Source organism: Flavobacterium xylosi, assembly GCF_042787345.1.
Taxonomy (GTDB): domain Bacteria; phylum Bacteroidota; class Bacteroidia; order Flavobacteriales; family Flavobacteriaceae; genus Flavobacterium; species Flavobacterium xylosi.
This window is the reverse complement of record NZ_JBHZPZ010000014.1, coordinates 1-22,557: the sequence shown is the minus strand read 5'-3', so window position 1 is coordinate 22,557 and position 22,557 is coordinate 1. Positions and strand designations below refer to the sequence as shown.

Annotated in this window: 22 protein-coding genes; 7 read left to right on the top strand and 15 right to left on the bottom strand. The window is 34.3% G+C overall.

The features are described from left to right. Window positions 1-62 precede the first annotated feature (62 nt). Window positions 63-761, bottom strand: a complete 699-nt coding sequence (locus tag ACFX5E_RS12130) for an energy transducer TonB (RefSeq protein WP_379855411.1) — start codon at window positions 759-761, stop codon at window positions 63-65. Window positions 762-854: 93 nt separating this feature from the next. After that, a protein-coding gene (prfB, locus tag ACFX5E_RS12125; RefSeq protein WP_379855410.1) for a peptide chain release factor 2 occupies window positions 855-1,950 on the bottom strand; the annotation gives its coding sequence in 2 pieces (ribosomal slippage) (window positions 855-1,886 and window positions 1,888-1,950; 1,095 coding nt in all). An 89-nt stretch (window positions 1,951-2,039) separates the two neighbouring features. On the opposite strand from prfB, the gene ACFX5E_RS12120 reads away from it, so the two are divergent. Continuing rightward, complete coding sequence (locus ACFX5E_RS12120) at window positions 2,040-3,065, top strand: threonine aldolase family protein (RefSeq protein ID WP_379855409.1); 1,026 nt, start codon at window positions 2,040-2,042, stop codon at window positions 3,063-3,065. 76 nt (window positions 3,066-3,141) lie between these two features. On the opposite strand, the gene ACFX5E_RS12115 is transcribed toward ACFX5E_RS12120, so the two are convergent. Further along, window positions 3,142-3,462: a YbaB/EbfC family nucleoid-associated protein gene (locus tag ACFX5E_RS12115; RefSeq protein WP_379855408.1), complete on the bottom strand. Its 321-nt coding sequence runs from the start codon at window positions 3,460-3,462 to the stop codon at window positions 3,142-3,144. A 141-nt stretch (window positions 3,463-3,603) separates the two neighbouring features. Between ACFX5E_RS12115 and ACFX5E_RS12110 the strand changes: the two genes are divergently transcribed. Beyond that, a complete protein-coding gene (locus ACFX5E_RS12110; RefSeq protein ID WP_379855407.1) occupies window positions 3,604-5,664 on the top strand; it encodes a S9 family peptidase in 2,061 nt (686 codons plus the stop codon). Window positions 5,665-5,734: 70 nt separating this feature from the next. Then, entirely contained in the window at window positions 5,735-6,775 is a 1,041-nt protein-coding gene (locus ACFX5E_RS12105) for a PLP-dependent cysteine synthase family protein (protein WP_379855406.1), read from the top strand. Window positions 6,776-6,848: 73 nt separating this feature from the next. Here ACFX5E_RS12105 and ACFX5E_RS12100 read toward each other — a convergent pair whose 3' ends face one another. The 6 genes from ACFX5E_RS12100 to ACFX5E_RS12075 all read right to left on the bottom strand — a co-directional run bounded on the left by ACFX5E_RS12100 (window position 6,849) and on the right by ACFX5E_RS12075 (window position 15,927). Then, window positions 6,849-8,921, bottom strand: coding sequence for a hypothetical protein (locus ACFX5E_RS12100; RefSeq protein ID WP_379855405.1), 2,073 nt, complete (start codon window positions 8,919-8,921; stop codon window positions 6,849-6,851). A gap of 260 nt (window positions 8,922-9,181) precedes the next feature. Beyond that, window positions 9,182-10,039, bottom strand: coding sequence for an EamA family transporter (locus ACFX5E_RS12095; RefSeq protein ID WP_379855404.1), 858 nt, complete (start codon window positions 10,037-10,039; stop codon window positions 9,182-9,184). An 81-nt stretch (window positions 10,040-10,120) separates the two neighbouring features. Beyond that, entirely contained in the window at window positions 10,121-10,834 is a 714-nt protein-coding gene (locus ACFX5E_RS12090; RefSeq protein ID WP_379855403.1) for a YebC/PmpR family DNA-binding transcriptional regulator, read from the bottom strand. A 105-nt stretch (window positions 10,835-10,939) separates the two neighbouring features. Continuing rightward, the gene (locus ACFX5E_RS12085; RefSeq protein ID WP_379855402.1) at window positions 10,940-12,970 is read right to left on the bottom strand and encodes a S41 family peptidase; all 2,031 of its coding nucleotides are present in this window, start codon (window positions 12,968-12,970) and stop codon (window positions 10,940-10,942) included. 7 nt (window positions 12,971-12,977) lie between these two features. Beyond that, window positions 12,978-14,060 (bottom strand): glycine cleavage system aminomethyltransferase GcvT, encoded by a 1,083-nt coding sequence (gcvT, locus tag ACFX5E_RS12080; RefSeq protein ID WP_379855401.1) that lies wholly within the window; start codon window positions 14,058-14,060, stop codon window positions 12,978-12,980. A gap of 331 nt (window positions 14,061-14,391) precedes the next feature. Next, entirely contained in the window at window positions 14,392-15,927 is a 1,536-nt protein-coding gene (locus ACFX5E_RS12075; RefSeq protein ID WP_379855400.1) for a S10 family peptidase, read from the bottom strand. Window positions 15,928-16,120: 193 nt separating this feature from the next. Between ACFX5E_RS12075 and ACFX5E_RS12070 the strand changes: the two genes are divergently transcribed. The 3 genes from ACFX5E_RS12070 (at window position 16,121) to ACFX5E_RS12060 (ending at window position 18,422) form a co-directional block, all read left to right on the top strand. Then, window positions 16,121-16,972 (top strand): NAD(P)H-hydrate dehydratase, encoded by an 852-nt coding sequence (locus ACFX5E_RS12070; RefSeq protein ID WP_379855399.1) that lies wholly within the window; start codon window positions 16,121-16,123, stop codon window positions 16,970-16,972. Between the two features lie 294 nt (window positions 16,973-17,266). Continuing rightward, window positions 17,267-18,061, top strand: a complete 795-nt coding sequence (locus ACFX5E_RS12065; protein WP_379855398.1) for a HipA family kinase — start codon at window positions 17,267-17,269, stop codon at window positions 18,059-18,061. After that, window positions 18,039-18,422 (top strand): DUF3037 domain-containing protein, encoded by a 384-nt coding sequence (locus tag ACFX5E_RS12060; RefSeq protein WP_379855397.1) that lies wholly within the window; start codon window positions 18,039-18,041, stop codon window positions 18,420-18,422. Before ACFX5E_RS12065 ends, ACFX5E_RS12060 begins: the two co-directional genes overlap by 23 nt. Before the next feature lie 209 nt (window positions 18,423-18,631). On the opposite strand, the gene ACFX5E_RS12055 is transcribed toward ACFX5E_RS12060, so the two are convergent. From ACFX5E_RS12055 to ACFX5E_RS12045, 3 genes are all read right to left on the bottom strand, one after another. After that, window positions 18,632-18,931 (bottom strand): SRPBCC family protein, encoded by a 300-nt coding sequence (locus ACFX5E_RS12055; RefSeq protein ID WP_379855461.1) that lies wholly within the window; start codon window positions 18,929-18,931, stop codon window positions 18,632-18,634. Beyond that, window positions 18,877-19,134 (bottom strand): SRPBCC family protein, encoded by a 258-nt coding sequence (locus ACFX5E_RS12050; protein WP_379855396.1) that lies wholly within the window; start codon window positions 19,132-19,134, stop codon window positions 18,877-18,879. The genes ACFX5E_RS12055 and ACFX5E_RS12050 overlap by 55 nt, the downstream gene beginning before the upstream one ends. A gap of 61 nt (window positions 19,135-19,195) precedes the next feature. Next, window positions 19,196-19,705, bottom strand: a complete 510-nt coding sequence (locus ACFX5E_RS12045) for a GNAT family N-acetyltransferase (RefSeq protein WP_379855395.1) — start codon at window positions 19,703-19,705, stop codon at window positions 19,196-19,198. Window positions 19,706-19,955: 250 nt separating this feature from the next. On the opposite strand from ACFX5E_RS12045, the gene ACFX5E_RS12040 reads away from it, so the two are divergent. Continuing rightward, window positions 19,956-20,495: a lipid-binding SYLF domain-containing protein gene (locus ACFX5E_RS12040; RefSeq protein ID WP_379855394.1), complete on the top strand. Its 540-nt coding sequence runs from the start codon at window positions 19,956-19,958 to the stop codon at window positions 20,493-20,495. Window positions 20,496-20,610: 115 nt separating this feature from the next. Here the strand turns inward: ACFX5E_RS12040 and ACFX5E_RS12035 are convergent, their stop codons facing one another. From ACFX5E_RS12035 to ACFX5E_RS12025, 3 genes are all read right to left on the bottom strand, one after another. Further along, complete coding sequence (locus tag ACFX5E_RS12035; protein ID WP_379855393.1) at window positions 20,611-20,994, bottom strand: heavy-metal-associated domain-containing protein; 384 nt, start codon at window positions 20,992-20,994, stop codon at window positions 20,611-20,613. A 119-nt stretch (window positions 20,995-21,113) separates the two neighbouring features. Further along, window positions 21,114-21,599 carry a hypothetical protein gene (locus ACFX5E_RS12030; protein ID WP_379855391.1) on the bottom strand — a complete coding sequence of 162 codons (486 nt, stop codon included), beginning with the start codon at window positions 21,597-21,599 and terminating at the stop codon, window positions 21,114-21,116. 151 nt (window positions 21,600-21,750) lie between these two features. Further along, entirely contained in the window at window positions 21,751-22,305 is a 555-nt protein-coding gene (locus ACFX5E_RS12025; protein WP_379855390.1) for a DUF2971 domain-containing protein, read from the bottom strand. Window positions 22,306-22,557 lie beyond the last annotated feature (252 nt).

The window sequence follows — 22,557 nt, the reverse complement described above, 5'->3', positions numbered from 1 at the left end:
CTCATTTAATTATAGTAGCTAAAAGTAAATGAGCTAAACAGTTAATTTTTTTTTTGTAATCTTTAACTTATTGTAATTGGGATACTAAATTTTACACGGGCATCTTTGCCGTCAACTTTACCAGGAATCCATAATGGGCTAGTGAATAAAACTCTTAATGCTTCAACATTCATATCATAATTAAGCCCTTCTATGATTATGAAATCTTTTAAAGAGCCATCTATCTCAACAACAAAACTAACTTTTATTTGTCCTTTAGCACTATTTGGAGACTTAAAGTTTTTTCCAACATATTTATAAAACTCATTTATTCCTCCTGGGAATTCGGGTTTTACATAAAAAGGAAAAAAAGCAATTTCAGTTCCGTTTTCATCGAAACATGTACCATCAATAAATTCGCCGTTTTTATAATTTTCATTACGCTTTACTTGACCGCTTTCATAATATCGGGTTTGAACTCCCTCTTGTTTTCCTTTTGTATAAAGTAAAACAGATTCTTTATTTCCGTTTTTGTACCAATTTACGGATGTACCATTTAATATTTTTTTGCGAAAATTAGAGAATTGATCACTATTTCTAACCCTGCCATCTATATAATAAGTGATTCTTTGTGTTCCTTTTTCAATATCCTCATAAGTACTGTAGTAAGTTGCATCTTTGGCTGTAGGTAATTCTTTAAAGTGTTCGGTATAATATACTTTTTCCTGAGCAAAGAATTGTACGGAACAAAATAAGACGAATAATAAAAGTAAATTTTTCATGGGAAATCGATGATTTTGGAACAAAAGTAATAAAAAAAATCCTACAATATAAATTTTTTTATAGTGTAGGATTTTTTTTTAAATAAGGTAAATTTATTCTTCCTTTTGTCCCATCATCATCAGATAAGCTTTTAAGAATTCATCGATTTCTCCATTCATTACGCCATCAACATTGCTGGTTTCATGACCGGTTCTAACGTCTTTGACTAATTTATAGGGTTGCATCACATAATTCCTGATTTGCGAACCCCATTCGATTTTCATTTTCCCGGCTTCGATATCAGCGCGTTGTGCCTGTTTCTTTTTTAACTCAATTTCATATAATTGAGATCGTAACATTTGCATGGCACGTTGTCTGTTATCTTGTTGCGACCGTGTTTCAGAACATTGTATTTGAATTCCGGTTGGTTTATGAAATAACTGTACTTTGGTTTCTACTTTATTTACATTTTGACCTCCCGCACCACTGGATCGCGAAGTTGTAATTTCAATATCAGCAGGATTAATGTCAATTTCGATACTATCATCTACAAGCGGATATACATAAACCGATGCAAACGACGTATGACGCTTGGCGTTACTGTCAAATGGGGAAATTCGAACCAATCGATGTACACCGTTTTCGCCTTTTAAATATCCAAAAGAATAGTCTCCTTCAAATTCAAGCGTAACGGTTTTTATTCCTGCAGCCTCTCCTTTTTGGTAATTCAGTTCTTTTATCTTGTAGCCGTATTTTTCGCCCCACATCATGTACATGCGCATGAGCATTTCGGCCCAATCACAACTTTCCGTTCCACCGGCGCCTGCTGTAATTTGTACTACTGCACTCAAAGTATCACCTTCGTCCGAAAGCATGTTTTTGAACTCAATAGCTTCAATGTGGTCTTGGGTTTGCTTGTACTGCTCGTCTAATTCTTCTGTTGTAAGTTCCCCTTCTTTATAAAAGTCATAGGCGAGTTGCAACTCATCCGTCATTTCGACTGCTTTGTTGTAATCTTCAATCCATTTTTTTTTATTTCTAAGATTCTTTACAATGAGTTCGGCTTCTTTTGCGTTATTCCAAAAGTCGGGAGCAAAAGTCTTTTCTTCTTCGTTAGAAATTTCAATTAATTTGGCATCAACGTCAAAGATACCTCCTCAACGCACCAAGGCGCTCTACAATACCTTTAATTTGTTCGGTAGTTGTCATAAATTATGTAATTTTGTGGGACAAAAATAAGAAAATTTTGAGAAGAGACAAGTCGCGACTTGTCTGTAACATAAATATAAAGTAAATACATGGAAATAAATTTAGTTAGTGATACGATTACCAAGCCGTCATACGAAATGTTACAGTATATGTTTAATGCCCAAGTTGGCGATGACGTATATAAACAAGATCCCACAGTTATTGAACTGGAAGCCAAAGTTGCTGAAATGTTTGGAATGGAAGCAGGTCTTTTTTTTCCATCTGGAACGATGGCCAATCAAACGGCTATAAAATTACATACGCAGCCTGGAGAACAGTTAATAGCCGACAAATATGCTCATGTTTATCATTACGAAGGAGGAGGAGTTTCTTTTAACAGTGGGGTTTCCTGTTGTCTATTAGATGGAAATCGCGGAATGATTACAGCCCAGCAAGTTGCGGGAGCCATTAATGATCCGGAGTTTTATCACAGTCCGTTAACCAGTTTGGTATGTGTGGAGAATACAACCAATAAAGGCGGCGGTGCTTGTTATGAGGTCGAAGATTTAAAAAAAATAAAAAAGGTTTGCGATGCCAATAATTTGAAGTTTCATATGGATGGAGCCCGAATTTGGAATGCATTGGTAGCCAAAAAACAAGACCCAAAACAATTCGGTAAATTGTTTGACACTATTTCTGTTTGCTTGTCTAAAGGACTTGGAGCGCCTATCGGATCTGTTTTATTGGCTGATAAGAAAACAATTCACAGAGCTTTACGAATCAGAAAAATATTAGGAGGAGGAATGCGTCAGGTAGGCTATTTGGCAGCAGCCGGAATTTACGCTTTAGATCACAATATTGAACGTCTTAGCGAGGATCATCGTAGGGCTAAAGAAATAGCCGAAGTGTTGAAAAAAGTGAATTGGGTAGCATCGGTTGAACCTGTTGAAACCAATATTTTAATCTTTTCTTTGGCATTTAATGTCAGTGATACCGATTTGATAGAAACATTAAAACAAAAAAACATCGCCATAAGCTCGATGGGTCATGGAAAATTAAGAATCGTTACGCATCTTGATTATCGGGAAGTAATGCATACTTATGTTTTGGAAACTTTGGAAAAATTAACTTTCTAGTTTATAAAATTTGTTTAAAGTTTAAGGTTTAAAGTTTTTGCATTGTCAAAAACTTTAAACCTTAAACTTTATTTTTTTATTTGAACAAATTATCCATTCCTGGAATCATTGGCATATCCATTTTTGCAACAGCATCAAGTTCAGCTTCATTTGTTTTAGTCGCTTTTTCAATAGCTTTATTCAGAGTTAAAATCAAATAATCTTCCAGTTGGTCTTTGTCTTCCAATAAAGAATCGTCAATTGTGATTGATTTTATTTTTCTATTGGCAGTCAAAGTTACTTTCAATAAACCATCTGTACTTTGCTCATCGATAAGAACAGTATCCAAACGTTTTTTTGTATCCTCTATTTTTTGTTGGGTCTCTTTAAGTTTTCCCATCATTCCCATTAAATCCATTTTGATAAATTTTAAATTATTGAAATACGAAATTACTACATTTGAAGGAATAAGCAATGTTAAATTAGATCAAAAACGGAGGTGTTTTAAATCGGCTTTGTACTATTTTTGTAAAATCACATATTAAATAAACGTATAAAAATGTCAGAAAATATACAACCACCTGTTGCTAAAATAATTCCTAAAACGTTAGAAAATTTAGGACACTCCAGAATCGATAATTATTTTTGGATGAACGACAGAGAAAATCCTGAAGTCATCGATTATTTGAACAAGGAGAATAAATATTATCAAAAAATGACTGCGCATACCAAAGATTTCCAAAAAGAATTATTTGAGGAAATGAAAGGCAGAATCAAGGAAGACGACGAGTCAGTTCCTTATTTATACAATGGTTATTACTATATAACCCGTTTTGAAACTGGAAAAGATTATCCTATTTATTCTCGAAAAAAGGAAAGCCTTTCGGCAAAAGAGGAAATCATGTTTGATTGTAATGAAATGGCCAAAGGGCAATCGTATTTTCAATTGGGTGGTTTGAGTGTTAGTCCAGATAATAAATTAGCTATTTTTAGTTTTGATACCGTTGGCAGAAGAATATATACCATTCAGGTTAAGAGTTTAGAAACCAATGAGATTTTAGAGGATAAAATAGAAAAAGTGACCGGAAGTGCTGTTTGGGCAAATGACAATAAAACCATTTTTTATTCCAGTCAGGACGAAGTTACTTTGCGTTCGGACAAAATTTTCAAACATAAATTGGGTACAAAATCTTCTGAAGATGTTTTGGTTTATTTTGAAAAAGATGACACTTACAATGTAGAAATTGCAAAATCTAAATCTAGAAAATACCTAGCAATTGAATCGGGAAGTACATTAACGACTGAGTACAGAATTTTAAATGCAGATAATCCTGAAGGAAAATTTGAAATTTTTCAGAAACGAATTCGAGGAGTAGAATATAGTATTAATCATTATAAAGACAGTTTTTATATAATGACTAATGCAGATGAGGCCGAAAATTTCAAGTTGATGAAAACTCTTGAAACTGCGACTTCAAAAGAGAATTGGAAAGAAGTTATAGCGCATAGAGAAGATGTTTTATTAGAAGATATTGAAATTTTCGCTAATTATTTAGTCGTTGAAGAACGTTCGAATGGTTTGAACAAAATCCGAATTATGCCTTGGAGTGGGGAAGGGGAGTATTATTTGCCTTTCGAAAGCGAAACGTATACCGCATACACCACAACCAATGTTGATTTTGACACAGAAATTTTGAGGTATGGCTATCAATCAATGACCACACCCTCTTCGGTTATTGATTTTAATATGAAGACCAAAGAGAAAGAAATCAAAAAAGAACAGCAGGTTTTAGGAGGTAAGTTTGATAAAAATAATTATATAGAAGAACGAGTTTGGGCAACTGCAAAAGACGGAACCAAAATTCCAATTTCAATGGTGTACCGAAAAGAAGTAAAGAAAGACGGAAAAAATCCCCTGCTTCAATATGCTTATGGTTCTTATGGGCATTCTATGGATGCTACTTTTTCGTCGACGAGATTGACTTTGTTAGACAGAGGATTTATATATGCCATAGCTCACATTCGAGGCGGTGAAGATCTGGGAAGACAATGGTATGAGGACGGAAAGTTATTAAAAAAGAAAAATACATTCACGGACTTTATTGATTGTTCTAAGTTTTTAATTGAACAAAAATATACTTCACCAGAACATTTATATGCCGAAGGTGGCTCTGCGGGTGGATTATTAATGGGTGTAGTGGCAAATATGGCACCCCAATTGTATAATGGTGTCATAGCTCAGGTGGCTTTTGTGGATGTGATAACCACAATGCTTGATGATAGTATTCCACTTACAACAGGTGAATATGATGAATGGGGAAATCCGAATAAAAAGAAATATTATAATTATATGTTATCCTATTCGCCTTATGATAATGTGAAAAAACAAAATTATCCTAATATGTATGTTTCTACCGGTCTTCATGATTCGCAGGTGCAATATTGGGAACCCGCTAAATGGGTGGCTAAATTGAGAACTATGAAAACAAATGATACCGTTTTATATCTTGATACAAATATGGAAGCAGGTCATGGTGGTGCATCTGGACGATTTGAAGCCTTAAAGGAATTGGCCAAAGAATTTAGTTTTTTATTAGATTTAGAAGAAATTAAAAACTAATTCAAAAATTTTTGTTAAATTTGTCATGTTTCGAGGTTACGTAAAAAGAATCTTGAGTAACTATTTTTTTATGAAAGAAGAAATAAACGCTTATAATAACGTATTAGAATTAATAGGTAATACTCCACTTATTAAGCTAAATAGAGTCACCGAAGAGTTAAAAGGTAATTTCTACGCTAAAGTAGAAGCTTTTAATCCGGGACATTCTTCTAAAGACAGAATTGCTTTATACATAATTGAAGAGGCTGAAAAAAAAGGGATTTTATCTCCAGGCGATACCATAATTGAAACTACATCTGGGAATACCGGCTTTAGTTTAGCGATGGTAAGCATCGTAAAGGGCTATAATTGTATTCTTGCTGTTAGCTCAAAATCATCCAAAGATAAAATTGATATGCTTCGTAGTTTAGGAGCTAAAGTTTATGTTTGTCCAGCACATGTTTCGGCAGATGATGAGCGTTCGTACTATAATGTGGCCAAACGTTTGCATGAAGAAACGAAAGGTTCTGTATATATCAATCAATATTTTAATCAATTGAATATTGACGCACATTATAAATCTACCGGGCCAGAAATTTGGAAACAAACAAATGGTAAAATTACGCATCTTATCGCTTGTAGCGGAACGGGTGGTACTATATCAGGAACTGCAAAATACTTGAAAGAGCAAAATCCAAATATTAGAGTTTTAGGTGTAGATGCTTTTGGTTCAGTATTAAAAAAATACCATGAAACCGGAGAGTTTGACAATGATGAAATTTATCCTTACAGAATAGAGGGTTTGGGTAAAAACTTAATTCCATCTGCAACAGATTTTGATATTATCGATAAGTTCATGAAAGTTACCGATGAAGAAAGTGCTCATGCAGCCAGAGAGATTGTAAAAAAAGAAGGTTTATTTGTAGGATATACTTCAGGTGCGGTAATGCAGGCCATAAAACAATATGCAGAGGAAGGAGAATTTAACAAGGACAGTAATGTAATCGCTATTTTTCCAGATCATGGTTCTCGTTATATGAGTAAAGTGTTTAGTGATGACTGGATGAATGATCAAGGTTTCTTTGACAGCATCAATGAAGAAGAAGCTCAAAAAATAGAATTTATAAAATAAATTTAAAATTATAGATTTATAGTCCCATTTGCTGATGCAAATGGGACTTTTTTTTGACCACTGATAACACTATTTATTTCAGTAATTCAGGATTACTAAGTATTAATTCTATCTTTTTAATAGTGATTGTGATCTGACTCATTTGCAATTCTATATTTCTAAAAAAGAGACTAATATCTCTATTGACCCAACTTTCAGAAATAACTCTTGAACCCAAACTAATTCTTAAAATAGCACTTTCAATTTCATTAGTATATTTTACATGAACTGCTTGTCCAATATGACATTTTTGGGCAGCAAGTCGGATGATTTCTAAAGAGGAATCTTCAAACTGATCGGATAAATCGGAATTTAATAAAGTATACAATTTTTTGACTTTTTCAACAGATAAGACTTTATCATCTTTAAAAATAAAGAAGGGAAAAATGGTGCGGATATTTCTTATTCCAAACTCTTTACTGCTGTAACGCTTCGTTTTGGTTTCATCACCATAGATAGGCTGTAAAAAAGTGGCTTCTTTGATTGAGTCGTCAACAAAATTGCAAAACATCTCAATACCCATATTTCGGTATAAAATAGGTGTTTTGTAATACCTGTCCATTTCAACTATGGCGGCATTCCAGCGCATATAGGAACCATAGTTATAACCATCAGATAATTCATTTGAACAGAACCAAGAAGTAGGCCAATCGGAATGATTGTAATATTTAGTTAAACCTTTGGGCAATGTGTTTTTTGCAGAATGAATTAATTTATTGACACTTTTAGGCAGGATTAATGCGCCGCAATATGGAGGACCAGTGAAGAATTTACTCCCTGTTATGGTAACAATATATCCTTTATTTAAATAATTTTGTATGTCTTTTGGATCTAATCGAAGCTGTGAACCATCTACAATTATCTGAATTGATAAATCTTTAAGTGAATTTAGTTTTTTAATAAATTCATCACTAGGAGATTGATAACCTAATTTCGACTGATCCATAGTGTGCAACACTACGTGCCTGCCTAAATCTTTGGTTCTGGAAACGGCATTAAATACTTCTTCATCTAATTGAACAGAAGATTTCACCGCGCCATTTTCATCTCTAAAAGGGATTTCAATTAAATCAACATCTCTAAAACCTTCAATTTTATCGCCTTTTTTTATCGGATAATTCAAAGCTGTTGTATTTTCAAAATGATATCCTTTTAAGGCCGCAGCAACACCACTGCCAGTTTCATCAGCTGCAACTAGAATATGTGTAATTTCTTTATCGGAAATAATTTGCGTTATAGCTGCTATTTGAAGTGAAGAATCTGTTCCTGATGGGGAAAAAATTATTTCGCATTCCTCATTTAATTTGAATATTTTTCTAAGGTTGTTTTTTAGTAATGCAGAAAACTCCATAGTGGCATTTTTAAAACCATTTTTCAAACTGTTTCTAATTAATATACTTCTAATTTTATCTGTTTTATCGAAAGCAAAATTTGAAACGCTTGAGGCTGTCGAAGAGGCAAAAGTAAACGCATCAGGCCTCGGGAATGGGCGGCATCCGTACTTATTTAGCAAATGAATTTCGTCGATGTTCAATCTGAGATCTCCTCCAGACATCAATAAGTATTCTGTAGGTTTTGCCAGATTTTCAACAATTGGTTTCCAAGATTCTTTAAGTTCGTGGTCTAAATTCTTCAAGCCATGAAAAGATTGCAGCTCTTCGTAGTTTAAGGTATATTCAGTATTTAAATCGCTACTATTTTTAATTAAATTAATTAAAACATAATCAAGATTTTCTAATTTTTCTTTATCATCTTTAGGTAGTAAATTATAAAATATTCGAATCACTTCAAGTGCCGCGATATCACATAATTCAGTATCCTTTTTTTCATTAGTCAACGCTTTATACCATAGCTGCCATTCAATACCATATCTTAAATAAACTAAAGCTAATATGGGCTTGTCTAAAAAGGACGAACCAATTATAATTGATTTATTAGGTACAATTTTGAAAATAGTAGGCTCACTGGTTGAGGTGATAATATTGATGTTATTTATCTTCGGTACGGTATTAAATCTTTTTAAAATGCGAACTAAATAGTTTACATTTTCTTTTTCAAATAAACTTGTTCTTTTATATTGATTTTCAATTAGAATGTTGTTTGTCATAAATGTTATAATTTAAAGCGTTCCTTAGAACGATATTCTATATTAGGAATAGGTAACTAATTACCAAATTCAATCAGCGGCTATATTCTGTGAAAAACGGTCATAAAAAAATGATTTCCTCTTTTGTATTCTTAATGTTAATTAATAATGTTCTATTTATCAAATAATTATCCTGAAAATAGTTTAAAGTATCGCCGTTTTTTTTTGGGTTCGCATGTAATATACCAATTATATGTATGATTTAGCACAAAATTTTTTTATTAAGTGAGAACTTGAGAAAAGGTAATAAGTACAATAGCCACTATTGCTAATAGTAATCCAAAATAGTTGTAACGGCTAACTTTTTCTTTAAAAAAAACTATTCCTACGATGCTTCCTATAATAATTACGCCCATATTCATAGCAGCAAATACTGTCGATGGATTTTTAGCGAAAGCCTGATGTGCTTTAAGATAAAATAAAATATTTCCAAAATTAAACACTCCTACAAGCGCACCAAAAAGAAAATTGTTACTTTGAAATTGGGCTTTTTTAAACGCTATTTCGTAAAGAACTACTGCCAAAATTAAGATCAACGAAATTCCAAAAACAATAAATAGAGAAGTTGTAAAAGGTAGGCTTGTCGCCAAAGCGATTTGTTTGAACAAGATGTCTATTGCTCCAAAACCCACAAACACGACCGCTGGATAAATCCATTTGTTATTTAGATTGTCGGTTTTTTTTGAAAGTACTAATAACAAAGCGGGTAGGGCTATCAAAAAAGCAATCAGTTTGATGCTATTGAATTCTTCATTGAATAATAACCAAGCCGCGAGTATAGGAATAAAAAGGGAAAGGCGTTGTGCGGCATCTGTTTTTACAATTCCCATGTGCTTAATGGAAGCGGCTAAAAACAAAAATATAATTGGTAATAAAATCCCTAACGGAATATAAATACTCCAGGGAGCTGATGTATCAACTGCTCTTAAATCAGGGCTATAAAAGAAATAACAAAGCAATAGGGCAAACACATAATTCCATGAGACTATTTGGGTTGTATTTAAAGTGTATTTTCGGCCTACTTTGAAAATCACCCCTACAGTTACGCTACAGAGAATACTTAAAATAAGAAATAACATGGCTTAATTTTAAATGAATACAATGTGAGACAAAAAAAACTCCAGCCAGAGCTAGAGTTTTATATATAGTTGGAATGAAGTTTACGCCTCTTCCATAGTATGATAGACGTTCATCACGTCATCATCTTCTTCTAATTTTTCGATTAGTTTTTCTACATCGGCCATTTCAGCTTCCGTTAACGCTTTAGTGATTTGGGGTATTCTTTCAAAACCAGAAGAAAGGATTTCCAGACCTCTAGTTTCTAATTCTTTTTGTATCGTTCCAAAACTATTAAATGGAGCATAAATTAAAATACCATCTTCATCTTCAAAAACTTCTTCAGCACCAAAATCGATTAATTCTAATTCTAGTTCTTCTGGATCCATTCCATTTGCAGGAATTCTGAAGTTACAAGTATGGTCAAACATAAATTCTACTGAACCCTGAGTTCCCATTGTTCCATTACATTTGTTAAAATAACTTCTAACATTTGCAACAGTCCTATTATTGTTATCTGTAGCCGTTTCCACAAGAATTGCAATCCCATGCGGTGCATATCCTTCAAATAAAACTTCTTTATAGTTGGCTGTATCTTTATCGGTTGCTTTTTTTATAGCACGTTCCACATTTTCTTTAGGCATATTTGCAGCCTTTGAATTTTGGATAACTGCTCTTAATCTTGAATTAGCATCAGGATTTGGTCCGCCTTCTTTAACAGCCATGACGATATCCTTTCCAATTCTTGTAAATGCTTTAGCCATTGCTGACCAACGTTTCATTTTTCGACCTTTTCTAAACTCAAACGCTCTTCCCATTGCTAATTTTTTATTTTGAACTGCAAAAATACAGCTATTAGTTATTTTACCAAAATCAATTTAAATTCTTTTCGACAATTTAAGATGATTTGGGGTGTTATTTTTTTATTTTAAAGTATTAAAATCTTCAATTATAGTAATTGCTTCATTTAGATAATGATTTGTTTTCAAAGCATCTAATTGGAATTGATTATATGTTTTTTCCAAAGGATGAATAGCAAGAAGATATTTATTTAAATTCGAGTTATAAACATTCAAATCAATACTCTTCGAATTAAAAAGAATAATATCATCCCATAAGCTGGAGACTTTATTTTGTTCTTCAAAAACGGCATCAATAGTAACAGGCGTTGCTGTTTTCGGTTTGTTGACTAGAACATCTATCCGTTTATTTATCTTATTAATGGTATTGAAATAAGAATCGTTTACAATCCTTTGATTACTGTTTTTTGTTATTTGTTCAATCAAACTATTTTTAAAATACGTTTTGAATTTGATTGAAGTGTTAATACTGTCATTCTTTAAGGACGTTGGGAAATTGCTTTCTTTTTGGAATATTGTTTCATAAATTTCTGGAAGGAATACATTTGGAGATATACCTATACTCTGGTGGCTTTTTCCTGTAATTCTGTAAAATTTATTAACGGTTACTTTTACAAAATTTTCCTTGTCATTTACTTCCAAAGGAAGAATTGTTTGCATCGTCGCTTTTCCTAAAGTCCTACTTCCTATTAATAAAGCTCTATTGTAATACTGAAGCGTGGATGCGAAAAATTCACTCGCTGATGCTGAATTTCCATTTACAAGTATCACGATAGGATCTTTATAAAACATTCCTTTAAAAGGATCTTCTATTGTTGTTTGGGTTTTGTTTTTGTCTATAACAACGGAAATAGGACCACGGTCAACAAATATACCGGCAAGTTTTATAGCTTCTTCCATTGAACCTCCGCCATTATCAACTAAATCAATAACCAATCCTTTGATATTATCTTTTTGTAATTTAATTATTTCTTTTACAACATCCTGGGCGCAGCCTTTGTTGGTGTTGTCTTCAAAATCGGCATAAAAACTTGGAATTTTTATATACCCTATTTTGATCTCTTTTTCGATAATAAAACTGTAAACCGTGTTTTCTTCATCTTTGATCACTTGCTTTTCTATAAGGACATCAAAATTTTTTCCCGTCTTACGTTTCAGAGTCAACACGATGTTTTTATTAGCCTCTGACAGAATCATATTCGAAATTGACTCTAATGATGCGCAGGTAACCAATAATGTTTCCTTTTGATTTGAAATTGAAACAATTTGATCCCCTTTTTTAATTTTCCCAGTCAAAAACGCGGGACCGTTTGGATCTAAATCATCTACTATAATTTCACTTTTTTCATTTAAGCTTACGTTGAGTCCCAGTGATAAATGCTCTTTTGATAGAGAGGCTACAAAACTGGACTTAGAATCATCACTAAAATAAGAAGTGTGCGGATCGAAATAACTGCAAAAATCATTGTAAAGGTTTTCTTCGAAATCGGTGTCATTTTGCAAAATAGTATTTATCCTGCAAAGTTCATTTTGAATGATACTGTTTTTGGCTAAAGCTTCTATTGAGGTAAAATTAGCTTTAACAGAATCCAGATTTTTGCTGGTTTGCGAAATATCATCCAGAATTTGATATCTGATTTTTTTTCGCCAAACTTTCTCCACTTGGCTATCCAATAAATAAATAGGAAATGCTTTTTTATAAAACCGAATCGTATCTTTCAATTCATAATCGATTGGTTCTCGATTAATTTTTTCTAAAATTGCTTTGTTTCTCAAAAGGTCTTTTTTGTAAACGCTTGAGATTTCCATTAGAAAAGAACAATCGTTGCTTTTGATGAGATCGTCAATATTTAATCGGTATTTTTTAGAAAAGATATCGTATTCCGATTTTAGAAAAATGTTTCTGGACGGATCCATTTTATCAATAAAACTGTCAAAAACAAAAACCGATAAACTGTCGTCTACCGGTTTTGGATTAACATGCTCGCGTTGTATCAACGCATTTATTTTGGAAAGTTTTTCACAAGTGGTAGCGCTATTTTGACCAAATAGTGAAAATGTAGTCAAGAATATTACCAGTGAATATCTTTTCATTTAAAATTTATTTCTTGTAAAAAGGCAATTTTACCACTTTGGCAGGAACATCATTTTTACGAATTCTTATGAAAATATCGCTATCAACAGGACTATTTTCAACAGTTACATAACCCATACCAATTCCTTTATTCATAGATGGCGACATCGTTCCGGAAGTTACAATTCCAATTACATCTCCAGCAGCATTCACAATTTCATAATCATGTCTTGGCACCGCACGTTCTCGCATTTCAAAAGCAACCAGTTTTTTAGTAACTCCGGCTTCTTTTTGTTTTTTCAGATTTTCTGAATTGGTGAATTCTTTATTGAATTTTGTAATCCAACCCAAACCAGCTTCAAGAGGGGAAGTTGTGTCATTAATGTCATTTCCGTACAAGCAGAAACCCATTTCTAAACGCAACGTATCACGAGCAGCTAATCCAATTGGTTTAATACCAAATGCAGCACCCGCTTCAAAAACTTTATTCCAAATTTGTTCTACTTCCGAGTTTTTACAATAAATCTCAAAACCACCAGAACCGGTGTAACCCGTAGCTGAAATAATTACGTTTTCAATTCCGGCAAAATCACCCACTTCAAAATGGTAATAAGGAATAGCCGATAAGTCTAATGAAGACAAAGCTTGCATCGCTTCAACCGCTTTTGGTCCTTGAATCGCCAATAAAGAATAATCATCCGAAAGGTTTCTCATTTCCACGCCCAAATCATTATGAGCTGAAATCCAATTCCAATCTTTATCAATATTCGACGCATTTACCACTAATAAATACTGCTCTTCTTTCATTTTATAGACAATTAAATCATCTACAATTCCACCATCATTATTAGGTAAACAAGAGTATTGCGCTCTTCCGATAGTCAAAGTCGAAGCATCATTCGAAGTCACTTTCTGAATCAAAGCCAATGCATTTGGACCCGTAAGCAAGAATTCTCCCATGTGTGACACGTCAAAAACACCCACAGCATTTCTAACTGTTTCATGTTCCGCATTCACCCCTTCATATAAAATAGGCATATTGTATCCGGCAAACGGAAGCATTTTTGCTCCCAAACTTTCATGTATGTGCGTAAGCGCAGTGTTTTTCATTGTGTTTTTGTATAAAATTTGATGGCGCTAATTTATTGCTTTTATTTTGAGTGACAAGGGCGAGAGCTAGCAAAGTTTAAAGTTTCAAACGTTTTCGAAATAATACAGAATCTTCAACTAATAATTTTTTTTAGGAGCTATTTCCAGCTTTCCATTTCAAGTCCTCGTCGCGCCTAAAAAGGCTTGACTGTGGGCTTTCCATTTCACTCTGGGCTAGGGCATTTGTTTATCAATTCCTTTCTGTTTTTAAAAAATACATTACGTTTACTAAACTAAAAAAGACAAATCAAAAATAAATTTGATTTGTCTTTTTTAGCCAAAAGTGATATTCTTAATACTTTGCCGATTCTCCCGTTTTAGGCAATGAATTTTTGATAAAAACTCTAATATCTTCATTAGCCGTTTCTAAATCTTTTTTTCTTAAATACATCATGTGTCCGCTTCGGTAGCCTTTCCAGCTCATTCTGTCTTTTAGCTTTCCGCTGGGATCCATTTGCCATAAATTGTATTTCGAATTGAAATAATCACAGGCACCATCATAATAGCCAGATTGAACCATAACATTCAAATAAGGATTTTGTGCCATTGCCTGACGTAGATTTTCACCTGTTTCATCATTTGATTTATCCCAAGGATTCACGGAACCAAACATATTGTATTTAAAGTCGGTTTTATAATTCAAATCATTGCGAATATACATGTTGATTGCCGGAGTAAAGGAATGCAACCAGGAAGTAAGTTCAGCATTAAAATCAGGACCATCTCCTGCATCCTTTCGGTCAATTCCTTTGTAACGGGAATCCAGTCTGCCCACGGTAAAACCTTTATCGCGCAACAATTCTTTCCAGAAATAATTATAAGGAACGTCTAAATTGTTTTGCATAACGACTTTTTCCGAAATACCGGAATAACGTGCTATTTTTGCAGCTATTTCTTTCCTTTTCTGCTCATCAAGCGAACCGCCTTTGCTTAACGAAGGAAGAAGTTCGTTGATGGTAAAATCTTCCACTTCTGGCAGCATATTAGTCAAATCTTTATTCTGTAAATCGGGAGGTAACATTTTATGATACCATGCTGTAGCTGCGAAATACGGTAGTTTTAGCGCTCCATCAGCAGCCACGCCGCGAGTAATTCCTAATGTTGTAGGGGAAACTAATATAACGCCGTTAAGATACATCCACTGATTGTTTTGCAATTGTAGCGCCAATCCGGAAACACGGGTTGTACCGTAGCTTTCACCAATAAGATATTTAGGCGAAGCCCAACGGTTCGTGCGAGTCACAAATCCACCAATCCAATCGGCCAAGTATTTAATATCCGCATTTATACCGAAAAATTTAGTCGTTGGAATCTCTTTGCTTGTTGCTCTGGAATAAGCGGTGTTGACAGGATTTACAAAAACGATATCAGCAACATCCAAAATGGAATAAGGATTTTCTTTGATTCCATAAGGCTGCAAAGGATATCCTTCATCATCAATATTTAATAAACTAGGACCGGTGTACGCAATTTGCATCCAAACCGAAGCAGAACCGGGACCACCATTGAAAGAAATCACCAACGGGCGAGAAGCACGATCTTTAACGTCGGAACGTTCATAATACGTATAAAATAATCCTGCAATTGCTTTTCCATCTTCATCCCAAACCGGCATGGTACCTGTGGTTGCTTTGTATGGAACTCTTTGTCCTTTTATGGTCGTGGTGTGTTCAGTGACAACATTTTGATCAGGATTGAAAACAAGATTGGCAGCAGAATTATTCTCTTTTGCGACTGCTTTTGTTTCTTTAGGTGGAGTACCGGATTCTTGGGCATAAGAAGTATTTATAAGTCCGGCTAACAGTAATAAAAATAATGTTTTTTTCATTGGTTTATTTTAAATGGTAATTCTAGGATACTAAAGTATTCTTTTTTAAAAGAATAACAAAAAGTGTTGTACTTATTTATCCAATTCTGAAGCCAAATGGTATGAACCTTAAGTTTTATGGAATGGCAAATTGTAGAATTAGAATCATTAAATTCCGTTTATAATTCGTAATTTTAGACAAACAAATCCTACGATGAATCCTATTTGTATTGACAAAAACGAAATTCTAAAACGCTATAAACCCATTGATAAACACACGCACAAAGGTATCCAGGGACATGCTTTATTAATTGGCGGAAGCTATGGTAAAATGGGTGCGGCGTGTATTTCATCCAAAGCAGCTTTGAAAACCGGTTGCGGATTGGTGACGGCTTTTATTCCAAAATGCGGTTATGAAATTGTGCAAATCTCCATTCCTGAAGTGATGGTATTAACTGATGTTCAAGAAAAATTTATCTCAAATATCACTTTCGATATTGTACCGCAAGCCATAGGAATTGGACCGGGAATAGGGCAGGAACTAGCCACCCACAAAGCCTTTCATGAATTGCTGAAAACCAATAAAGTTCCATTAGTAATCGATGCCGATGCTTTGAATATTTTATCCCAAAATAAATCTTGGCTTTCTTTATTACTGCCCAAAACTATTCTCACGCCACATCCCAAAGAATTGGAACGATTAATTGGAAAATGGAATTCTGAAGAAGAGAAAATAACAAAAGCTATTTCCTTCTCAAAGAACTACCATTTGGTTATTGTAATGAAAGGCGCACCAACACATATTATCAATGGCGATATAATCTACGAAAACAGCACAGGAAATGCGGCTTTGGCCACCGCAGGAAGCGGCGATGTTTTGACCGGAATGATCACCAGTTTATTGGCGCAATCGTATGAACCGATAAATGCCGCAATTGTTGGCGTTTATCTTCACGGTCTAACTGCAGATATTGCTTTGCCTGAAACCGGTTATCAATCGTTTATCGCTTCAGATGTTATTGCGAATATTGGAAAAGCTTATTTGAGTATAGAAAATGAGGCTTAGTATTTTTATCCCATTCCCATTTGTCATTTCATTACTGGTTGTCATTTCATTTCCGTTTGTCATTCCGACGAAGGAGGAATCTCATTATAGTTTTAGGTAGTGGTTTCATTGTTAAATAGTACCGTTGCATTTATCTTGTTAAGGATTTACTTTGATGATAAAAATAGTATTTATGAGATTCCTCCTTCGTCGGAATGACAAAGTTTACCTAATCATTCTATAAAATTGTAATTAAATTCATCCTACTTATTTGTAAGTTTGTATTCAAGCAAAATAGCTTTATCCAATTTGATTATGGAAAAAATACCCCATCTTAGAACCGTAAATGTTACGCGATATATTACTCCGTTGCGGGAGGGCGGTTCTTTGCCTGCGCTCGCTGAAGCCGATGATGATTTTAAATATGTATTGAAATTCAAAGGTGCTGGACATGGCGTCAAAGCCTTAATCGCCGAATTAATTGGCGGTGAAATAGCCCGTGTTTTAAAACTAAAAATGCCGGAATTGGTTTATGCCAATCTCGACGAAGCATTCGGACGAACGGAAGCCGACGAAGAAATTCAGGATCTGCTTCAGGGTAGCCAGGGACTTAATTTGGCTTTGCACTATTTGTCAGGTGCGATCAATTACGATCCTGTTGTGACTGTTGTAGATGCAAAATTAGCTTCGCAAATTGTTTGGCTGGATGCCTTTATCACCAATGTCGACCGAACCTTCAGAAATACCAATATGTTGATTTGGCACAAGGAATTGTGGCTGATTGATCACGGCGCAAGTCTCTATTTTCATCATTCCTGGACCAATTGGAAAACGCATGCGCAAAGTCCTTTTGCACTGATAAAAGACCATGTATTGTTGCCTCAGGCTTCCCTATTGAGAGAAACCGACGTAATATTCAAAAAAATATTAACGGATGAAGTTTTACAATCCATTGTTAATTTAATTCCAGAAGAGTGGCTGCAATGGGAAGATTCTGATGAAACTCCCGAAGCCATCCGGGAAGTCTATTTCCAGTTTTTATCCATACGCTTAAACCATTCCGAAATTTTTATAAATGAAGCACAAAATGCAAGAGAAACACTTATATGAGTATGCCGTAATCCGGGTTGTACCAAGGGTAGAACGCGAAGAATTCCTCAATGTGGGTATTATTCTCTTTTGTAAAAAAGCCAAGTTTATAAAAGTGCTCTGTTCAATTAATGAAGCTAAACTCCAATTGTTTTCAGCCGATTTAGATTTGGAACAATTGCATTTAAATTTGCAGGCATTTGAGAAGGTGGGACATGGCGAGAAATCGGGAGGCCCAATCGCACAATTCGATATTCCGTCACGTTTCCGCTGGTTGACCGCTATTCGTAGTTCAGCGATTCAAACCTCAAGACCACATCCGGGTTTGTGCGATGATTTAGAACAAACAGCCCAACGCTTGTTGGAAGACATGGTGTTGTAAAAGGGATTTAAACTCAAAAATATTTTATTATCATTTGGGCGTAACCACAAACTTGAAATTTTCGGTCGTTCCTTCCTCATTTTCAAGTTTGGGGTCGGGCTTTTGGCTTTATCTTTATTTTTTAAAGAAAAAATAAAGGATACCGCCGCAATCCCTTACGCGAGCTGCCCGTAAAAAGAGAGGAATTATCGTAATCCGAACAATTACTCTTAGATTTTATTTTCTTGAAATAACGCTTCCAATTGCTCAAGACAAGCGGCAATACCTTGCTCAAAGCCCATTTTAACAATAGTTTCAATTTCTTTTTCACTGGAATAAAACATCTTGAATTCAACCAAAGTGCCTGATGCAGTTTGAGCAAAAACAATAGTTCCTTTAGAAACCGGCAGGGATGGGTTTATATTTCCGTCTTCATCACAAAAACCGTCTTTGATTTCAAAGCTTTTATGAGGCATTATGGCAATGTATTCCATCCGTCCCCAATGTTTCTCATTTTCAGGACTGACCATAGCATACAACCAATATCCGCTAACAGAAAAGTGCATTGTTTTGGTTTCGGCTTTCCACGGTCATGTGCCCACCATTGTTCCAATAAGTCACTTTCGGTATAGGCGCGCCACACTTTTTCAAGCGGGGCATTAAATGTTCTGGAAACCAGAATTGATTTTTCTTTTAAATCTTTTACAACTAATGTTTTACTATTATTTGCCATTTTATTTTGATTTAAAATTTGTTTATTGTCAGTTAATCATTTTAGTAAATGGATTATGAAATTACGCTATTTTTTTCTCTAATACAATAAATTCCAATGGTTCTTCTGAGATTGGAATATGAACATCGCTTACCGGAAAAGGTTCCCTTTCTCCCGTGTCTGCATAACCGTTGCGTTTGTACCATTCGATCAATTCTTCCCGGACGGAAATCACCGTCATTACAATTTTGGGCAATCCTAATGCCGAAGCATGAATTTCAGCCTGCTGCAATAATTTTTTTCCAATTCCGCTATTTTGCAACTCAGGCGAAACCGTCAGCATTCCTAAATATAATTGATGCTCTTTTTCAACCAACAATACACAACCTATAATCTGGTTGTTTTGGGTAAATTTTAGAATTGTATTTTTCGGGTTTTGAATGGTTTCATTCAATTCTTGTTCAGTGGTTCGAAGTCCTTCTAAAAGATTGGCTTCGGTGGTCCATCCTTTTTTAGAAGATTCACCCCGATAAGCTGAATTGATTAATTTATTTAAGTTTGAAACGTCTTCTAGTGTTGCTTTTGTAATCATGCGTACTATTGTTGTGTTTTTGTATTTGTGTTTTTCAAAGGTAGAAAAAAGGAGAACAAAATTGCATTTCGTTCTAGTTCTTGTTTGTGTCTGATTATTGGAAGATCGGACGGCATTTAGGCGATATAATTACGCTATAAATTGATTAAAAAAATGTATTATATTGATAATCAAGTTAATTTATTTTTAAATAAGAATTTTTTTTTATCTTTGAACAAGGAAAATTTACAACAATTTAATATATATAGTTATGAAAAATTTAAATATTATTTGGGTGATAGTGATGGCTTGTGTAATAAACATAACGCCTATATTCGGACAAACAAAAGTTAAAAAGAATAAAATTATTGCTGACAGCAATATAGCTAAGGCTGAGTTCATAGAAAAAGACGCTCTTATGAAAGGGATTTTTGAAAAAGCGTATGGCTATGTCATCTTTCCCAATGTTGGCAAGGGAGGATTCGGTATCGGGGGAGCTGCTGGTAACGGGACTGTCTATGAACATAACAAGATAGTTGGAATGGCAAAGTTGACGCAAGTTAGCATAGGGTTCCAGGCAGGTGCGCAAGCGTACCGCGAGGTAATATTTTTTGAGTCAAAAAAGGATTTGGACCGGTTTAAAGAAAGCCGATTCGAGTTTTCGGCCCAAGCCTCAGCAGTAGCGGCAACAGAAGGTGCCGCAGCAAATGTAAAATATACGGATGGCGTTATGGTCTTCACCATGCTGAAGGGTGGACTCATGTACGAAGCAGCTGTTGGTGGACAGAAGTTTAAGTTTAACCGATTGTAACGTACTTTTTAGCTAACGCAAACGTCTCGCTCGTGCCAGTTTAATTTGAATTATAATATTTATTTCTTCTTATTAGCGGACACGTTCGGGCGCTCGCTTTAGCGTAGGTCAGGCTTTATATTTTTTTGCAACAGTCATCAAGTTTTTCATAAGATGCAACCTCTGCTTTTATTTCATCGGCATCATAACCCAGTTTTGAAATTCCTTTTTTAATTGTCTGCAAATCTGTTTTTTGTCCGTTGTAGTAAACCGTTATCGTTCTCTTTTTTTCGTCAAGCTCATACATTTTTACGCCTTTTATTTTCAGCATATTAGTTTGAAAATTTTTACCACAAGTTTCGCATTCTTTGCAATGGTCGCAGTAGATAGAAGTTTTTATAACAACTTTTTCGTTTTTCTTTGCTTGTTGCGCATTAGATACTTGGACAGAAAATAATATCGTAAATAACACGATACTATTGAAAGAAAAGATTCTATTTATCATTTTTAGGTATTTCATTTTATATTTTTTTTAGTTTGTGTTGATTAATCGTAAGTTACTATGACTGGTCTTTCGATCCGTTTGAGTGCGTAAATTGTATTTTCCACAAAAATTACTTATTTAGGAATCAATATACATCATTTCTTTTTCGTCTCTATTAAAATGTATTTTTTGAATACGTATTTCCACGGCACGAAAAGTATTGGTATGATAATTCCGGAGAACATATAAGCCATCCCTTCTGCTGGTGAACCTTTGAGCGTGCCTGCGGACCATAAAGGATAAGCGACAACAATAAGCCAAAGTCCTTTATAGAAAATCATAAAAAGCATAATGGGTAACATTCGTAACGTATGGAATACTCCTAAAATTGCCAGCGTTGAGTAAGCTGCCCAAGTGCACCAAGCAACTGCTCTTGTTGGATCCCAAGCACCTTCATGGGTAAGAATAACGGTCCAGGAATCTGTGGCAACAAAAATAAACATTAACGCGAAAAACAACCGCATCACATAAATATTGATTCTGCGAACGCCTTCGTATTTTTCGTAGTCAGAAAGAAATATGTTTTTGATAGGGAACTTTGATCGTTTTAGCTGCTGTGGTACTTGCTCTGTTGTGTTCATCGTTTTTCTATTTGGTTTTTATTGTAGAGCCAAGGTATAAAAAAAGCTACATCCTTTTGAGTCAGTAGCTTATTTTGTTTTAGTATTTCAGTATTCTTGGGTAATTTTATTTGCTAACTCGAGGATTGTGTATATCTAAACTTATTGGTTATTATCCAATTCCGACACTATTTTCTGCTACAATACTGGATCGTTTATCATTAATAAAAATTTCAAAACTCCTTGTACTCAAGCAAGCATAATATATTTCTATTTTTTGATCTCTTGATTCATTAGCTTGAGCTATTAGTTCCAAGATTTTAGTTTTATTCCAAATCGATGCATTATGCCCAATAATAATTGCTTTTAAACTTTGAGTTCTAAATGTATTTCCAACATTTTTTTTCCTTATCACTCTGACTTCTTTTTCATATACCCAATTTAATGATTTTGTCATTAGAACTCTAAACAATTCTCTATTCCAATCTTCTAAAGTCGTGTTTCCTTCCCTGTAATTTATTTCTGGTAAATGGCTAGAATAAATTACATCTCCAAAGTGAGCTGTAAGTCCATCAAATGTTGTTAATTCTAATTCATCAAAACAATAGCAAACCCCATGATGCTTATCAGCGTAGTGACTCCACATCAATGGTTCATTTGGTGTTCTGCTAAAACAGATGATTTCAGCATTATTTAAAAAATCGTTTTTTTTATGATGAAATATCATGCTTTTCTATTTCCTATCATCTTTTGTATTTCCAGTCATGCTAATACCCGTTATACTAGCAATTTCAAAAGGGTCATTTAAAGTGGATACTTTGCTAAATCCTAAGGTGTTATGAATTAAGGTATCTTTTAGATGACTAGATTCAACTAATTAATGCAACTTTAGGGAAAAGATAAAGATATTTTTTCAAAAGAAAGGACTTTAAAGTCCTCTCTCTCGAATGGAATAAATGTTCTTTATTTGCTCCTGACC

Bases quoted from the DNA above. Each gene is read 5' to 3' on its own strand.
- ACFX5E_RS12130 (WP_379855411.1), bottom strand. From the start codon at position 761: ATGAAAAATTTACTTTTATTATTCGTCTTATTTTGTTCCGTACAATTC.
- ACFX5E_RS12120 (WP_379855409.1), top strand. From the start codon at position 2,040: ATGGAAATAAATTTAGTTAGTGATACGATTACCAAGCCGTCATACGAA.
- ACFX5E_RS12115 (WP_379855408.1), bottom strand. From the start codon at position 3,462: ATGGATTTAATGGGAATGATGGGAAAACTTAAAGAGACCCAACAAAAA.
- ACFX5E_RS12110 (WP_379855407.1), top strand. From the start codon at position 3,604: ATGTCAGAAAATATACAACCACCTGTTGCTAAAATAATTCCTAAAACG.
- ACFX5E_RS12105 (WP_379855406.1), top strand. From the start codon at position 5,735: ATGAAAGAAGAAATAAACGCTTATAATAACGTATTAGAATTAATAGGT.
- ACFX5E_RS12100 (WP_379855405.1), bottom strand. From the start codon at position 8,921: ATGACAAACAACATTCTAATTGAAAATCAATATAAAAGAACAAGTTTA.
- ACFX5E_RS12095 (WP_379855404.1), bottom strand. From the start codon at position 10,039: ATGTTATTTCTTATTTTAAGTATTCTCTGTAGCGTAACTGTAGGGGTG.
- ACFX5E_RS12090 (WP_379855403.1), bottom strand. From the start codon at position 10,834: ATGGGAAGAGCGTTTGAGTTTAGAAAAGGTCGAAAAATGAAACGTTGG.
- ACFX5E_RS12085 (WP_379855402.1), bottom strand. From the start codon at position 12,970: ATGAAAAGATATTCACTGGTAATATTCTTGACTACATTTTCACTATTT.
- gcvT (WP_379855401.1), bottom strand. From the start codon at position 14,060: ATGAAAAACACTGCGCTTACGCACATACATGAAAGTTTGGGAGCAAAA.
- ACFX5E_RS12075 (WP_379855400.1), bottom strand. From the start codon at position 15,927: ATGAAAAAAACATTATTTTTATTACTGTTAGCCGGACTTATAAATACT.
- ACFX5E_RS12070 (WP_379855399.1), top strand. From the start codon at position 16,121: ATGAATCCTATTTGTATTGACAAAAACGAAATTCTAAAACGCTATAAA.
- ACFX5E_RS12065 (WP_379855398.1), top strand. From the start codon at position 17,267: ATGGAAAAAATACCCCATCTTAGAACCGTAAATGTTACGCGATATATT.
- ACFX5E_RS12060 (WP_379855397.1), top strand. From the start codon at position 18,039: ATGCAAGAGAAACACTTATATGAGTATGCCGTAATCCGGGTTGTACCA.
- ACFX5E_RS12055 (WP_379855461.1), bottom strand. From the start codon at position 18,931: ATGGTCAGTCCTGAAAATGAGAAACATTGGGGACGGATGGAATACATT.
- ACFX5E_RS12050 (WP_379855396.1), bottom strand. From the start codon at position 19,134: ATGGCAAATAATAGTAAAACATTAGTTGTAAAAGATTTAAAAGAAAAA.
- ACFX5E_RS12045 (WP_379855395.1), bottom strand. From the start codon at position 19,705: ATGATTACAAAAGCAACACTAGAAGACGTTTCAAACTTAAATAAATTA.
- ACFX5E_RS12040 (WP_379855394.1), top strand. From the start codon at position 19,956: ATGAAAAATTTAAATATTATTTGGGTGATAGTGATGGCTTGTGTAATA.
- ACFX5E_RS12035 (WP_379855393.1), bottom strand. From the start codon at position 20,994: ATGAAATACCTAAAAATGATAAATAGAATCTTTTCTTTCAATAGTATC.
- ACFX5E_RS12030 (WP_379855391.1), bottom strand. From the start codon at position 21,599: ATGAACACAACAGAGCAAGTACCACAGCAGCTAAAACGATCAAAGTTC.
- ACFX5E_RS12025 (WP_379855390.1), bottom strand. From the start codon at position 22,305: ATGATATTTCATCATAAAAAAAACGATTTTTTAAATAATGCTGAAATC.